13 protein-coding genes are annotated in these 14,759 nt (G+C 68.8%); 7 read left to right on the forward strand and 6 right to left on the reverse strand.

Annotated elements, in window-relative coordinates; genetic code table 11:
* The first annotated feature begins 3 nt into the window (after positions 1-3).
* Entirely contained in the window at positions 4-870 is an 867-nt protein-coding gene (locus JQX13_RS52185; protein ID WP_203406803.1) for a tRNA threonylcarbamoyladenosine dehydratase, read from the forward strand.
* A 141-nt stretch (positions 871-1,011) separates the two neighbouring features.
* Here JQX13_RS52185 and JQX13_RS52190 read toward each other — a convergent pair whose 3' ends face one another.
* Both JQX13_RS52190 and JQX13_RS52195 read right to left on the reverse strand, forming a co-directional pair.
* A complete protein-coding gene (locus JQX13_RS52190; protein WP_203406804.1) occupies positions 1,012-1,380 on the reverse strand; it encodes a hypothetical protein in 369 nt (122 codons plus the stop codon).
* Positions 1,381-1,904: 524 nt separating this feature from the next.
* Complete coding sequence (locus JQX13_RS52195) at positions 1,905-2,858, reverse strand: PD-(D/E)XK nuclease family protein (protein WP_203406805.1); 954 nt, start codon at positions 2,856-2,858, stop codon at positions 1,905-1,907.
* A gap of 114 nt (positions 2,859-2,972) precedes the next feature.
* On the opposite strand from JQX13_RS52195, the gene JQX13_RS52200 reads away from it, so the two are divergent.
* From JQX13_RS52200 to JQX13_RS52210, 3 genes are all read left to right on the forward strand, one after another.
* Positions 2,973-3,782 carry an SDR family oxidoreductase gene (locus JQX13_RS52200; protein WP_203406806.1) on the forward strand — a complete coding sequence of 270 codons (810 nt, stop codon included), beginning with the start codon at positions 2,973-2,975 and terminating at the stop codon, positions 3,780-3,782.
* Positions 3,779-4,909 carry an A/G-specific adenine glycosylase gene (gene mutY / locus JQX13_RS52205; protein ID WP_203406807.1) on the forward strand — a complete coding sequence of 377 codons (1,131 nt, stop codon included), beginning with the start codon at positions 3,779-3,781 and terminating at the stop codon, positions 4,907-4,909. Before JQX13_RS52200 ends, mutY begins: the two co-directional genes overlap by 4 nt.
* Before the next feature lie 141 nt (positions 4,910-5,050).
* Positions 5,051-5,278, forward strand: a complete 228-nt coding sequence (locus JQX13_RS52210) for a DUF2934 domain-containing protein (RefSeq protein WP_203406808.1) — start codon at positions 5,051-5,053, stop codon at positions 5,276-5,278.
* A gap of 121 nt (positions 5,279-5,399) precedes the next feature.
* On the opposite strand, the gene JQX13_RS52215 is transcribed toward JQX13_RS52210, so the two are convergent.
* Positions 5,400-6,491, reverse strand: a complete 1,092-nt coding sequence (locus JQX13_RS52215) for a hypothetical protein (protein WP_203406809.1) — start codon at positions 6,489-6,491, stop codon at positions 5,400-5,402.
* Positions 6,492-6,503: 12 nt separating this feature from the next.
* Positions 6,504-7,412, reverse strand: a complete 909-nt coding sequence (locus JQX13_RS52220; RefSeq protein ID WP_203406810.1) for an alpha/beta fold hydrolase — start codon at positions 7,410-7,412, stop codon at positions 6,504-6,506.
* 90 nt (positions 7,413-7,502) lie between these two features.
* On the opposite strand from JQX13_RS52220, the gene JQX13_RS52225 reads away from it, so the two are divergent.
* The 3 genes from JQX13_RS52225 (at position 7,503) to JQX13_RS52235 (ending at position 11,938) form a co-directional block, all read left to right on the forward strand.
* Positions 7,503-8,354 carry a YwqG family protein gene (locus JQX13_RS52225; RefSeq protein WP_203406811.1) on the forward strand — a complete coding sequence of 284 codons (852 nt, stop codon included), beginning with the start codon at positions 7,503-7,505 and terminating at the stop codon, positions 8,352-8,354.
* A gap of 286 nt (positions 8,355-8,640) precedes the next feature.
* Positions 8,641-10,461, forward strand: coding sequence for a methyl-accepting chemotaxis protein (locus JQX13_RS52230; protein ID WP_239014396.1), 1,821 nt, complete (start codon positions 8,641-8,643; stop codon positions 10,459-10,461).
* A 106-nt stretch (positions 10,462-10,567) separates the two neighbouring features.
* A complete protein-coding gene (locus tag JQX13_RS52235) occupies positions 10,568-11,938 on the forward strand; it encodes a cytochrome P450 (RefSeq protein ID WP_203406812.1) in 1,371 nt (456 codons plus the stop codon).
* Positions 11,939-11,999: 61 nt separating this feature from the next.
* Here JQX13_RS52235 and JQX13_RS52240 read toward each other — a convergent pair whose 3' ends face one another.
* Positions 12,000-13,547 (reverse strand): prenyltransferase/squalene oxidase repeat-containing protein, encoded by a 1,548-nt coding sequence (locus tag JQX13_RS52240; RefSeq protein ID WP_203406813.1) that lies wholly within the window; start codon positions 13,545-13,547, stop codon positions 12,000-12,002.
* A 74-nt stretch (positions 13,548-13,621) separates the two neighbouring features.
* Positions 13,622-14,620: a terpene synthase family protein gene (locus JQX13_RS52245; protein WP_203406814.1), complete on the reverse strand. Its 999-nt coding sequence runs from the start codon at positions 14,618-14,620 to the stop codon at positions 13,622-13,624.
* Positions 14,621-14,759 lie beyond the last annotated feature (139 nt).

Here is a 14,759-nt window from a genome sequence, read left to right on the forward strand (position 1 = left end):
ACCATGAATCCGCAGCCCCCTCCCCCCGAGACCATCCCCGCCGCCCCTGGCACCCCCGCCCCCTCGGAGCCCAAGCCCTTCAAGCTGCACCGGCGCTTCGATCGCACCGGCCGCCTGCTCGGTGATTCGGCGATGGAGCGGCTGTCCAAGGCCCGCGTCGTGGTGTTCGGCCTGGGTGGCGTGGGCAGCTACGCCGCCGAGGGACTGGTGCGCAGCGGGATTGGCCACCTCACGCTGGTGGACTTCGACACCGTGTGCGTCACCAACGCCAACCGGCAGCTCCACGCCACCGCGAAGACGGTGGGCAAGCCCAAGGCGGAGCTGATGGCGCAGCGCTGCAAGGAGATCAACCCCGACGCCCACGTCGAGGCCCTGCGCGAGTTCTACCGCGACGAGCTGGCCGACCAGTTGCTCGCCCCGGGCAGCTACGACTACGTGGTGGACGCCATCGACAACGTGAAGGCGAAGCTGCACCTGCTCCACCGCTGCGTCAGCCTGGGCATCCCGGTGGTGAGCTCCATGGGCGCGGCGGCCCGGTTGGATCCCACGGCCATCCGAGTGGAGGACCTGTGCGAGACGCACATGGATCCCTTCGCCAAGGACATCCGCAAGCTGCTCAAGCGCAAGTACGCGGTGAACACCGACCGGCCCACGGGCATCACCGCCGTCTACTCCATCGAGACGCGCCGCCAGCCCGTGTCCCTGCGCTACGACGCCGACGACGGCTTCACCTGCGTGTGCCCCAACGACAACGACTTCCACTCCTGCGAGCACCGCAACCAGATCGACGGCAGCGTGGCCTTCGTCACCTCCGTGTTCGGCATGAACGCGGCGGGCGTCGTGGTGCGGCGCCTCTCGCTGGGACGGTAGGCCGCCCGCCTCAGGCCACCTTCGCCCCCGCCTGCTCGCGGCCACAGGGGCGGCGGAAGGAGCACTCCCCTGGTGCCTCTGGTTCCCCAGGTCATCCTCAACTGTCGCCACGCGGTATCGTCGAGGAACGACTTGAGGGTTTCACTCCGACGCGCGTGTCCCAGGAGAGCGGGCCGGGAGTAGCAGCCTCCTGTCGAGGTGGCGGAAGTGGAAGACGGAGTAGGGCTGGCCGGAAACCAGGACATAGGCTCCATGCGGCGGCTCGGGGTGCTCCTTCAACCAGGTCTCCGCCTCCTCGAGCGAGCCGAAGGACGCCACCGTGGGGAGAGTGCCATCCGGGCTGTTCCAGCTCTGGAGGAACGCCTCGAATGGGTAGAAGTTGCCCGTCACCTCGATGAAGTCCAAAGCGAAATAGGCAACCGCCAGCAGTTCCTTCTCTTCGGAGGAAGCAGTTGTCCTAAGGCGTACGAGCAACTCCTGCACTTTGGGAAGGAGCTCATGCATGTTCATGGAGACACCGTCGTGAGGTGCGAGCCATCAGGGACTCCTGCCGAGGTCAGCAGTACGACAGGCGCGAGCACGAGAGCCCCAGCCCCAGCGGAAGCCACGACGAAGACCACCCCCGCGATGACGACGACGCTTCCAACCAGAATCGCCTTGCGATTGCGCTTCAGCCATTCAACGGCGCTCTCTGTCGCGGTGAATTCATGGGTCTGACGCCCTCGCAACTCCTGCAGTTCCTCGCAGTCCCGGTAGGCCTGCCAGCACCCAATGGCTGGCGATAATGCGAGAGGTCGAGATCCTCGACGCGCCGCCAGGAGTGAGTCACCTGCCCATGGGGCGTCTCCTCGATGAGGAGCACGAGACCCATGAGCTCTCTGGGGCTGGCAGGGGCCGCATGATGAGTGGCGCCACAGGAAGTCAGCAATACGAGGAGGATGGGGGTAAGGAGCCTTGTCCAAGTATCTGAGGGTTTCATTCGGACACTCTGGGTCCTGGCCGTGGATGGCGGCAAGACTTTGACGGCCTGAGACTCAGGCCACCTTCGCCGCCGCCTGCTCGCGGCCACAGGGGCGGCGGAAGGCGCAGCGGGCGCACGCGGCCAGGTTGTCCGTCTGCGCGAAGGCGGACTCGCCCTTGGGCGTGTTGGTGGCCGGGTCCTCCAGCAGCTCGCGCATCCGCGCCACGCTCTGCGCGAAGCGGGACTTGAAGCCCTCCACCGCGTCGCGGTCCACCTGCACCTGCTGCTCCACCCCGTCGTTCAGGTACACCAGCGACGCGCGCACCTTCTCCAGGGGCAGCCGGTAGCGCTGCGACACGTAGAGCGCGTAGCCCAGTACCTGCTCGTCGTAGCCGTCCCGCGCCTTCCCCGTCTTCCAGTCCACCACCACCGGCGAGCCCTCCGCGTCCACGAAGGCGAAGTCCGGAATGGCGAAGACCTTCACCCCGTCCAGCGTGAAGGTGGAGAAGTCCGCGCCCGCGTCCACCTCCAGCCACTGCGCGGGCTTCAGCGCCCGCACCAGCGCCGGCCAGCTCGAGTTGAAGAACCAGCCGAGCGCCGAGCGCACCGTCTCCGCGTTCTGCTTCCAGGCCTCGTCCGGCACGGCCTCGTCGTACTCGTGCTCCACCAGGCCGGAGAACGTCTTGCGGTACTTCTGCGTCCAGTACGACTTGCCGCGCGAGTACCGGAAGTCCTCCCGCATCAGCTCGAGCGCCCGCTTCTCCACCTTCGCCGGATCCACCTCGCGCCCCGCCCGCCAGTCCAGCAGCGCGTCCCGGATGGCGTCGTGCACCACGCTGCCCGCCCAGGTGTAGCGGTTGCCCAGCTTCTTGAGCACGTACAGCTCGCGCACCTCCCTGGGCGCGCCCGACTCCCAGCCTCCCCAGGAGCGGTAGTAGTAGAAGTAGTAGGCCCGCTGGCATTCCTGGAGCTTCTCGTGACGGCTCTTGGACCAGGAGAAGTCGTTGGTGAAGGACGTGCGCCGCATGGAAGCCGCGCATCCTAGATAGGGCCTCGCCCAACTTGAAAGAGGTACAGGCGAGCAGGCACACCCCGGCAGGTCCTTTTCCGACACGGGCGAGCGGCTAAGGTGCGCGCCGCCATGGCAACCAAAGCTTTCCAGGAGAAGGTGGTGCTCATCACCGGTGCCTCCAGCGGCATCGGACGGGCAGCCGCCAGGGCCTACGCCGCGCAGGGGGCCCACCTCGTGCTCGCCGCGCGTCGTGAATCCCACCTGCGGGACACCGCGCGTGAAGTGGAGGCACTCGGCGTGCGGGCACTCCCCGTGCGCTGCGACGTCACGAGCGAGGAGGACGTGACGCGGCTGGTGCTCGAGACGGAGAGCGCGTTCGGCGGGTTGGACATCCTCGTCAACAACGCGGGGCTCGGGCTCTATGGGCCCGTCGAGGGCTTCAGCGAGGCGCAGCTGCGCCAGGTCTTCGAGATCAACTTCTTCGGCCTCGTGCGCGTCACCCGCGCCGCCCTGCCCCTGCTGCGCAAGCGCGCTCCCGGCTCGCAGGTGGTCAACGTCAGCTCCGTGCTCGGACACCGGGGCCTGCCCCTGCTCGGTGGCTATGGCTCCTCCAAGGCCGCGGTGAACCTCCTCACCGAGTCCCTGCGCGCCGAGCTCGCCGCCGAGGGCATCTCCGTGCTGCTCGTCTCCCCGGGCCTCACCGAGACGGAGTTCCGCGACTCCCGCCTCAACGCCGAGGGCTGGAAGCAGGACGCCATCCCCCTGAACGCGATGAGCTCCGAGGCCGTGGCCACCGCCATGGTGCGCGCCAGCCGCCGCAAGCGCCGGGAGACAGTGCTCACCCTGCCCGGTCGCGTCATGGTGCTCGCCAACCGGTGGATGCCGGGGCTCTTCGACCGTGTCGCCCGCCGCGTCGTGAATCCCGCCAGGAAGCCATGAGCCCTCCGCGCAAGCGCAAGGAGTCCTCCGCCGAGCGACTCGTCGAGCCCGGACGCCGCGAGTCGCTGCGCACGCGGCTGCTCGAGTGGTACGACCGGCAGAAGCGCGACCTGCCCTGGCGCCGCACGCGCGACCCCTACGCCATCTGGCTCAGCGAGGTGATGCTCCAGCAGACCCAGGTGGCCACCGTCATCCCCTACTGGGAGCGATTCCTCCAGCGCTTCCCCACGGTGGAGTCCCTGGCCGCCGCGCCGCTGCCGGACGTGCTCGCCCTGTGGCGGGGGCTCGGCTACTACTCGCGCGCGCGCAACCTGCACGGCGCCGCCCAGGAGGTGGTGGCCCGCTTCGGCGGCAGGCTGCCCCCCACCGCCGCCGAGCTGCTCACCCTCCCCGGCTTCGGCCGCTACACCGCGGGGGCCGTGGCCTCCATCGCCTTCGGCGAGCCCGCCCCGCTGGTGGATGGCAACGTGGCCCGCGTCCTCTCCCGCGTCTTCGAGGTGGAGGGAGCCCCGGGAGACCGCGCCCGCGAGGCCCGGCTGTGGGCGCTCGCCACGGAGCTCGTCCACGGCGAGCGGCCCGGCGACTTCAACCAGGCCCTCATGGAACACGGCGCCACCGTGTGCCGTCCGGAGAGCCCCCTGTGCCTCCTGTGTCCCGTGCGCGAGGAGTGTCTCGCCTACCGCCACGGCCGCGTGGACGAGCTGCCCCCGGCCAGGGTTCGCGCCGCGCCCAAGCGGATGACACTCGCCGTGGCCGTCTGGGCCCATGAGGGCCGGCTGCTGCTCGCGCGCCGCGCGGAGAAGGGCCTCTTCGGTGGACTGTGGGAGCTGCCCGCCGCGGAGGTGGACGACGACACGCCCGACACGGAGTCCGCCTCCCGCCTGGCCAAGGCACTCGGCGCGGACATCACCGTACGGGGACACCTCGGCACCGTGCGCCGGCAGCTCACCCACCGCGCCCTCTCGCTCCGGCTCCTGCGCGTGACGGGACCCACGCACCCCACCCACGCGCCCTCCTTCCGCGAGCTGCGCTGGTGCACCCCGGACGAGGCCTCCTCGCTCGGCATGAGCACCGCGATGCACAAGGCCCTCGAGGCCGCTATCGCCGCCGGAGCACTCCGCGCCTGAAACTGTCCGGCAACGGACAGCTTCCGCTCTGGCATGTTGCTCCGAGAACGCAGGGCCTCGGGTCCAATTTCCCTGGTCCGATGAGGGTGCTGATGTTGCAGGGAGCAGTCTTTCCTTTTGCCCCCGAAGGAGCCCTCACACATGGCACGTGCACAAGCCAAGGCGACCCAGACCCAGAACACGTCTCCCCAGAAGCAGGTGACGGAGACCCCGCGCGGCGCCGCCAATACCAACACCAGCCGCCCCGGGCCTACCCAGGAGCAGATCGCCCGGCGTGCCTATGAGCTCTACCTCGCGCGCGGCGGTAGCCACGGCCGTCATGAGGACGACTGGCTCCAGGCCGAGCGCGAGCTGAGGCTCGGACGCTGAACGCCCCAGCGCGCGAGCGTCCCCACCTCCCGCACCAGGTCGGCGATGGTCGTGCGCTCGAGGTCCTTCTCCCTCGCGAGCCGTGCCTCCTCGAAGTGCCCGGCGATGGCGACGGTGAAGCTCAGCTGGCGTACGGTGGCCGCTCCGAGGCGGGCTCCGCCACCAGCGCCTCCCGGAGCCGCCGCTGAGCCTGCTTGAGCTGCTCGAGGACATGCTCGGCATCCACCACCGTGCGCATCGCCAGGCCGCACGCCGGCGTCAGCAGCACCTGCGCGCCCACCCGCGTGAAGTCGTAACCCGGTGGCAGGGCCGCCTCGAGCGACACCTCCACCGCGTCCACCAGCTCCCCCACCTCGTACGTGGAGGTCAGATCCGTGGGGATGATGCCCAGACTCAACGTGGCCCCCGAGTCCAGGAAGCGCGCGAACGCACTCGACTCCTCCAGCACCGCGTCCAGCGACAGCCGCACATCCAGCGACAGCACGTCCAGCCCCGCCTCCAGCAGGCTCGCCCAGTGCGTGTTGCCGCAGCAATGCACGCCCACCAGCGCGCCCTCGCGCTGCAGCGCCACCACCAGCAGCCGCAGCTCCTGCATGGCCAGCAGGTGCCTCGGGTTGGAGCGCTCGAAGGCGTACAACCCTGGCTCGTCCAGGAAGAAGAGGGGCGTCGTCCCCGCCCGGCGCAGCGCCTTCACCATCGCCAGCGAGCGCGCCAGCATCAGCCGGAACATGGCCTCGTCCAACCCCGGCTCGTCCAGGGCCGCCCGCCCCTCGCTCGTGCGAGCCACCGAGCGCACCGTGAAGGGCCCCGCCAGCTGCGCCTTCGCGAAGGCCAGCTTCCGGTTCTCCACCTCCCAGAGGAACGGCCGCCACGCCCGGCACCCCTCCAGCGAGGGCTCGAAGGCCTCCACCGCGCCCGAGGACAGCGCCGCCTCCAGCCGCTCCTCGAAGTCCCCGCGCGCGCTGGCCCACGCCTCCAGGTCCACCGTGCACAGGCCCTCGTCGTCCCACCGCAGACCTGGCAGCCCCTCGAGCGCCTGCGGAATCATGAACTCCGAGGGCCGCCCGATGGGCAACTGGGGCAGGAAGGGAATGTCCAGCGCGAGCGCGGCCTGCAGGCCCATCTCGAGCTGGGTGTGTGGAAGACTCCCGATGCCGGTGGTGGCACAGGTGGGTAGCAGCTGAACGGCACGGCGGATGTTCGGCGCGCTCATGGTTCCCCCAATCTAAGCCACCTTCACCCCATCCCCCACCGTCGCCAGGCCCTGGCTGTCGAGCCACCGTTCCACCGTGGAGAGGAACTCCTCCGGAATCTCCAGCATCGGCGTGTGGCCGACCCCCTGGTATTCCACGTACGTCCAATCCGGCCGCACCCGGGCCAGCTCGCGCGAGTTGGCCACCGGCACCAGCCGATCCTCGGTGCCCTGGATGAGCAACGTGGGGACGCGAATCGCCGTCTCCATCTCGCGGAACTTCTTCTTGCGCAGCAGCATCATCACCAGCGAGCGCGCCGCCTCGACGAAGGCCTCGTCGGACCAGGGCATCCGCTCGTACCGCTCGCGGGCGAACTCCACATGCGCCCGTACCACCTCCTCCGGGAAGCGGCTCAGGTCCCGGCAGCACAGCTGGAGCATGCCCCGCGCCAGCTTCTCGGGCCCATACCGGGCCGAGCGCCGCTTCACGAAGAACTCGCCCACCCCCGGGATCGCGTAGAGGGCGAACATCATGAACACGGCCCGCTCCATCCGGGTGTTCTCGGCGCTCGGCTGCGCGGGGTTCACCAGCACCAGCCCGGATACCCGCTGGGGCTGGCGGGCCGCCTCCATCACCGAGAGAGCCCCGCCCATCGAGTTGCCCATCAGCAGGACCGGCTCGGAGGGGGACACGGCCTGGATGAAGGCGTCCAGCAGCGCCTGGTTGGCGTGGACACTCGCCGAGCGTCCCGCGAGCGGCGTCAGGCCGAAGCCCGTCAAATCCAACGCCAGCACCCGCGCGCGCCGGGCCAGCTTCTCCCCCACCATCATCCAGTTGTGGTGCGAGCCACCCAGCCCGTGCACCAGCACCATCGTCGGCCCGGAGCCACCGAAGTCCATGTAGTGAACGGGTCCGCCAAGATCGAGTGTGCGCGTGATCATCACCTCCTCCCTACCACGTCCCAGGAGGGAATGGGCCGCCCGGTGGCCGGTGCTGGACGCTGTCGGCGAGTCGGGTAGCCTGCCGTACACATGCCCGAGCTGCCCCCCCTGCCCCCCTCGCTGGATGCCTGGCGCGAGCGCATCGAGACCGCCCTCGCGCCCTGCGTCCTCTTCACCACCCGGGACGAGGAGGATCCGGACATGCCCGGGTGCCGCTACGGAGGACACCCGCTCGTCCCGCCGGGGACGCAGTGGCCCCACTCTCCCCGCGGCCCGCTCTCCTTCGTGGGTCAGCTCGATTTCGCCGAGCTGGCCTCGTGCCGGGGCGAGGCCCTGCCAGACCTGCCCCGCGACGGTGTCCTCGCCCTCTTCTATGACGTCCAGGAGCAGCCCTGGGGGTTCGATCCGAAGGACGCCGCCTCCTCGAAGCTCCTCTGGACGCCACGAAGCGCGGACGCGGTGGCGCTCGCCCCGCCTCGTGAGTTGGAGGAGGCGGGCCTGGCCTTCGACCTTCCCCTGAAGCTCACGCCCCGGCTCGGCCTGTCCCTGCCGGACCCCTGGGATCGCCGCGCGACCCTCCCCGTGGACGAGTGGGGTCAGGACCCGGCGGATGACTACACCGTGCTGCGCGAGCGCCTCACGGGCGGCGAGCACGCCCACCAGGTCGGAGGCCACCCCTGGTGGATCCAGAGCGACGCGCGCCTGGAGGCCCAGCTCGTCACCCATGGCCTGTACTGCGGCGACTCACGCGGCTACGACTCGCCCCAGGCCCGGCGGCTGGAGCCCGGCGCCAACGACTGGAGCCTGCTGTGGCAGATCGGCTCCGACGACGCGTCCGGCTTCATGTGGGGAGATATGGGCAACCTGTACCTCCTCATCCGGGACGCGGACCTGCGTGCCCGCCGGTTCGACCGGGCCTGGCTGGGCCTTCAGTGCGGGTAGGTTCCCAGGCGGGTAGGAGCCCAGAACCCTACGTGCGCCTGCCCGCTCCACGAGCGGGCCCGGGTATTTGGCCCACCGTGCACATGCGGTGTAGGCTCTCCATCAGTGCAGTCGAGGGAGAATCCTTGATGGCCATCGAATCAACTGCTCCTGACTCCGACGAACGGATGCTCACGTAGGCGGATAGCGGCCAGCCCGGGCTGGTTCCCGAACGTCTTCAATCTCCCCCCTTCATCCAGCTAGGCTGGAACCGCTCGCTCCCAGAGACACGTCGGTAGACGCCACCATGCAATCGGACGAAATCAAAAGCCTCACCAAGAAGATCTACAACGCCTACCAGGTGAACAACATGCTGGGGGCGGCTCCGTTGGTCCTCACGTTCGCCATCCTCCTCGGAATCAAGTCGGGGAAGGAGACGACGACCGCCATCATCCTGGCGGGCATCATCTCCGCGGTGTTCGGCGTCGTTCCCAACCTGGTCACGAGCTCCGAGCTCAAGAAGGCTTTCGAACCGACCGATCCCGAGACCCGGCTGCGGCTGCTCCTCAAGGTCCCCCGCATCCTCGAGTGGAAGATCCTGGGCGCGCTCCTGGCCTTCGCGGCCGCCTACATCTCGACGCTCGTCATCATGTTCGACAAGAGCGTCCTGTCGATCCCCTGGGGCCTCACGTTGATGTACCTCATCAACTCGCTCATGTGGATCCAGGTGCGGCTCTCCATCGAGAGCTATCTGCGTCCGTACGCGATGAAGGAGTTCCATCGCATCCCGTCGCCGAACATCAAGGACAGGGGCTACCTCTGGCCGCGCCAGGAGTGGTTCCTCCCCTACGCGTTCGGCATCTTCATTGCCTGCACCGTGGCGACGATGCTCACCATCATCTTCAAGAGCGCCGAAGGCATGATGCCGGAGATGGCCGCCAACATGAGCGGCATGTCGTCCGAGCAGCTCGAGGGCTACCTGAAGCAGAGCCTGGGCATGCTGGCCAGGCAGCTGATGGTGCCGCTGGTGGTCGTCGGCGTGTACATCCTGCTCAACGCCGCCAGCTCCGCGTGGCGCGTGGCGCGCCACCAGGTGGAGGGCGCCCGGGCCGTCCAGGAGTCCATCGAGGCCCTGGTGTCCGGTACGCCCAGGCTGCCGGCGTGGGTGAGCACGGATGAGATCGGCGATCTGGCGCAGGCGACGAGCAAGGCCTTCGCGAAGCTCCGCGCGCTCTCGCTCGCCCTGAAGGAGTCCGCGCAGAGCCTGGGCAGCTCGGCCCAGGAGCTGGGCATGTCCACCACGAAGCAGACCGAGGTGCTCTCCCGTCAGGCCGCCGCGCTCCAGGAGACCCAGGTCACCGCCCAGGAGATCAAGGAGACCTCCACCCTGGCCTTCCAGAAGGCCGAGAACGTCCTCAAGGAGACCGAGCGCGCCGACGCCATCAGCCGCTCCGGCGAGGAGGTCCTCGAGCAGAGCCTCAGCGGCCTGGAGAGCATCCGCCAGCAGGTGATGGAGATGGCCCGGCGCATCAAGGAGCTGGACGGAAGAACGCGGCAGATCGGCAACATCACCACCACGGTGAAGGACCTGGCCGACCAGTCCAACATGCTCGCGCTCAACGCCGCCATCGAGGCCGTGCGCTCGGGCGAGCACGGCAAGGGCTTCGCCGTCGTGGCCCGTGAAATCCGCATGCTGGCCGACCAGTCCATCAAGGCCACGCGCAACGTGCGCGAGCTGCTCCAGGACATCAGCACCGCCATCCGCACCACGGTGGAGATCACCGAGCGCGGTTCGGCGAGGATCGACAGCAGCCTCGGTCAGGTGCGCGAGTTCGGAAACAACATCCGCCAGCTGTCGGGCATCGTCCGGGAGAACGCCGCCTCGGTCCGGCAGATCTCCGCCGCGGTCGCCCAGCAGAACGCGGGCATCAGCCAGATCTTCCAGGCCGTCAACGAGCTGTCCACGATGATGGATCAGACCATGACGCGGCTGCGCTCCTCGGAGGAGGCGATGAACGTCGTCCAGGGCGTGGTCGAGCGCGTCACCGGTTTCGTGGGCGAGTACGAGTGGGAGAGCGAGGAGCTGGCCAAGCAGGCCACCGTCTCCCGTTCCGAGCCCACGGCCTAGAGCAGCACACGGCCTGGAGCCGCCCCCCCCGGCTCGGCCAGGTAGCACCACCGGCGCCACACGTGTGGCGCCGGTTCCCCCCGCCCCCCGCGCAGTCACGATCTCTATGGAAGCTTCCCAGCCCTCCAAGTCCATCCCCCGCGTCTCGGGGGCTCCCCTCATTGGCAACCTGTCCGAGTTCCGCGCCAGCCGGCTGGATCTGCTGCTGCGCGTGAGCCGGGAGTGCGGCGACATCGGGTCCTTCCGTATCGGCCCCGTCGAGGTCGTGGTGATCAGCTCCGCCACGCTCGCCAACTCCCTGCTGGTCGGCCATGCGGAGGACTTCAACGGAGGCCCCATTGGCCGCATCTTCATGCCGCTGGTGGGAGACAAGAGCCTCATCTTCCAGGACGGAGCCCCCCACCGGGAGCAGCGCAAGCTGCTGGCGCCCAGCTTCCACCCGAAGCGGCTGGCCGAGTTCTGCCAGTCCATGACGCGCTACACCCAGGAGGCCGCCTCGGGTTGGCAGGACGGGCAGATGCTCGACATGGTCCATGAGATGACCATCCTGACCATGCGCATCATCGGGAAGACCATGTTCGACGTGGACTTCCAGAACGAGGCGTCCGATCTGCGCGAGGCGATGATGGTGACGCTGGAGCACCTGGATCACATGAGCTCCAGCGCGCCCATCCCCCTGTCCTGGCCGACCGCCCGCAACAAGAGGGCCCGTGCGGCGATCGCCACCATCGACAACAGCATCCGGGCGATGATCGACGAGCGGCGCCGTGACGCCACGGACCGCAAGGACATGATGAGCTCGCTGCTGCAGGCGCGTAACGACGCCGGCCAGCCCATCGACGAGTCGCAGATCCGCGCCCACATCGTGACCTTCTTCAGCGCCGGGCACGAGACGACCGCCCTTGCCCTGAGCTGGACCTGGCAGCTGCTGGCCCGCCACCCCGAGGTGTACGCCAGGGTCCGGCAGGAAGTGGACGCGCTCGGCGGAAAGACCCCGGGCTTCGAGGATCTGCCCCGGCTGAGCTACCTGCAGCAGGTCATCAAGGAGTCGCTGCGCCTGCACCCCACCATCTTCATGATCGCCCGCGCCGCCGTGCGCGACGTGGAGATCGAGGGCTACCCCATCCGCAAGGGGCAGATGGTGCTGATTCCGCCCTACTGCATCCACCGCAACCCGGAGTACTTCCCGGACCCGGAGCGCTTCCAGCCCGAGCGCTTCGAGCCCGAGCGCGAGAAGAGCCGCCCCAAGCAGAGCTACATGCCCTTCGGCTCCGGCCCCCACACCTGCATCGGCAGCCACTTCGCGATGATGGAGACGCAGCTCATCATGGCGACGATGCTCCAGCAGTTGGATCTCGAGCTGCCCGCGGGTGAGCAGGTCAAGCCCCAGGTGCTCACGGTGTCGCTGCGCCCCTCCGCGTACAAGATGCGGGTGAAGCGCCGCGGCAGCGACGCCCCCCAGACGAAGGTGGCGTAGAGGCCACGCCCGCGGCCCCCGCTCCCGGTCCCCCACCGGGAGCGGGCCGCTCAACCGCGACTCAGGCGCCGCGCTCCTTCGTCTTGCGCTGGTCGAGCATGAGCATGGCGCTCAGTTCGAAGATGGTGTCGATGCGGTCCACCCGGTACAGCTCCTTGGCGATCCAGCACTTCACCTTGGTGTCGGGCCGGGCGAAGGGGCGGTAGTTGTCCAGCATCCACGAGGAGGCCCGGTCGAGCGACGCGCCGATGCCCGGGTGGTTGAAGCCCTGCCGCTCCAGGTAGGCGAGCATCAACACGGCATACGCCGTCTCCGTCAGGTTCGGCGCGCCATGGGTGCTCCACCCCCCATCCCGGTGCTGGGACACGAGCACGGCCTCGACCGCCTCGCGCATCTCCTGCTCGTACGGCGAGCCGATCAGCGCGATGACGGCGTGGCCCGTCGTGTACAGCCACGAGCGGTTCCACTTGTCCACCGTCCACCGGCCGTCCGGCTCGCGGCGCTCCAGCAGGAACTTCTGGAAGGGTGCCACGTCCTTGCCCATCACCATCAAGGCGTGGATGCAGCGGGCCGTCACCGTCGGTGACGGGTGCAGTTCGCCCGCGTAGGCGACGAAGTGGTTGTCGTTCTGGAAGCGGTAGAGGATGGACAGGTCCACCGGGTAGCCGAACTCGTGCAGCAGCATCACGGCCGCCGCCGTGTCATCGCCGTCCTGCAGGAAGTAGTCGCTCATGGCGATGCCCTTGGACCCCAGGACACCGGCGATCTCCTTGACCACCGGGGCCACCACGCCCTCGATGCGCGGATCCTTGAGGAGACCGGCGATCTGCAGGGCGTAGAGCGAGAAGAGCTGCTCGTAGCGCTCGAACGGGTAGATGGTCGACGTGACACCCGGAATGCCCATCTCGCACGCGCGCTCGGCATTGGCCAGGTACCTCCGCGCGCGGACGACCGTCTCCTCCAGCTCCGGCTTGCTCGAGGCGGCCTTCACCCACGCCGCCGTCCCCGCCGGGCTGTGGCTGATGCCACCCGAGCCATCGACGAGCACCGCGTTGGGCTCCGTGCCGGTGATCTCCCAGCAGTGGTTCCAGGGCATGCCCGGGATGACGGGCAGCTTCGCCACCGACTTGCGCTTGCGCTCACCGAACTCCAGCAGATGACCGTAGGGCTTGCGGGGGATGTGCATCTCGCCCGCCGCGTCGAGCTGATCCAACAGGCCGGGGAGGACGATCTCTCCGCCCACGGGCAGATCGTCCTTGGCCATCCTGGCCGAGGTGGACCACATCGCCGCCTGCCTGCGGACGAAGGCCACGCCCTCCCGGATGGCGACCCGGGTCTCGTTGCGGCGGCCGTACTCGCGCAGCGCGAGGACCGCGGCCAGGGTCGGGATGTCCCGGTGGAGCGGCATGGCGGGGTCACCCCAACCCCCATCCGACTGCTGCTTCGACAACAGCCAATCCACCGCCGGCCAGACCCCCTCCGCCGGAGGGAGGATCCGCAGCATCTGGGCCGTGTCGTAGACGGACGGGCTCATCAGCCCACCCTTCGAGCCCAAGACGGAGATCAACGAGTGCAGCTCCGCCACCAAGACATCCTGGATTCGTTTCATTGTGAGGCAGACACCTTTTTCGGGGGGGGGGACTTCAGGGGGGAGGTTTCAGGAGGACTTCAGCGGGGGCGCGCCTACCCACCGGACTCGGCATGGTGGAATTCGCGCTGCATGTAGAACATCCGGCTGAAGTGGCCCGTCGCGACCAGCGTCTTGCCCCAGGGCCGCAGGGGCTCGGGCAGCTGCCCGACGACCTTCTGGAGCGACTCGAGGTGCTGCCCGGCGCGCTCCACCGCGGACTTCTCGGCCTCCGCCTCGGACATGCCTCCGGCGATCAGCAGACTCAGCCCGTTGGCCTTGCCCTCGGCGCGCTCGCGCTCGAGGCTGCGCACGTCATTCATCCAGCGGCCCAGCAGCGCCATCTCCACGAGGGCGCGCTCGACGAGCGGCTCCTGGAGGACATCTCCCGCGAAGTCCGGCCCGAGCACCACGAGCGCCGCGGCGTGGTACATGGGCGCGCCGCAGGTCCACCGCGACACGTCCAGGTAGTGCTCCAGCGTGGGCAGCGTGCCGTCCTGCTGCGCGCGGCGCTTGTCCTTCAACTCCGTCGAGTGGGCCTCGCACATCCGCCGGAAGTGCTCCTGCCAGAGCGCCAGGAAGCGCTTCGCGCCGGGAAGTGCGTGGAGCGAGCGCGCCACGTCCTGCACCGCACCGCCCACGGACTCGGCCTCGCCAACGCCCGTCCACGACTGGGACTCGGGCGCGCGCGCCGTCTCCGCGTAGCGCGCGAGCACCTTGTGGATGTCATCGTCCGAGAGCGCGCCGATCTCCCCGTCCGCGATGTCGTCCACGGCGAACACCAGCAGCCCCACCTTGGAGATGAGCAGGTGCTGCTCCAGCGTCGCTCCGGGCTCCGAGGCGACACACCCCATCGTGGCCGCCTTGAGCCGCGAGGCCGCGATGGCCGGGAAGCGCTCCCGCCACGCCATCACCCCCGGCATGAGCTCCTTCACCCGCGCCTGCACGCGCTCGAGGAGCTCCTTCGGAATGCCCGGGGTCTTGGCCTCCGCGTACTGGTTCTGAAGCTCCCGAACGACTCCGAAATGTTTGCCTTCCAAGTTCTGCGTACTCATGGGGGCGGTCTCCAGGAGCGTGGCTGCGCAACGTGCGCAACCAGTGTTCCTGGACTTCTACCATGATTCCGCAATTTTCTGTATCTCCCTGACCCACCTCTGGGTAGCAGGTGACTCACCGGGCGGGCGCACGCATGCA

This window comes from Archangium violaceum, assembly GCF_016859125.1.
GTDB lineage: Bacteria > Myxococcota > Myxococcia > Myxococcales > Myxococcaceae > Archangium > Archangium violaceum_A.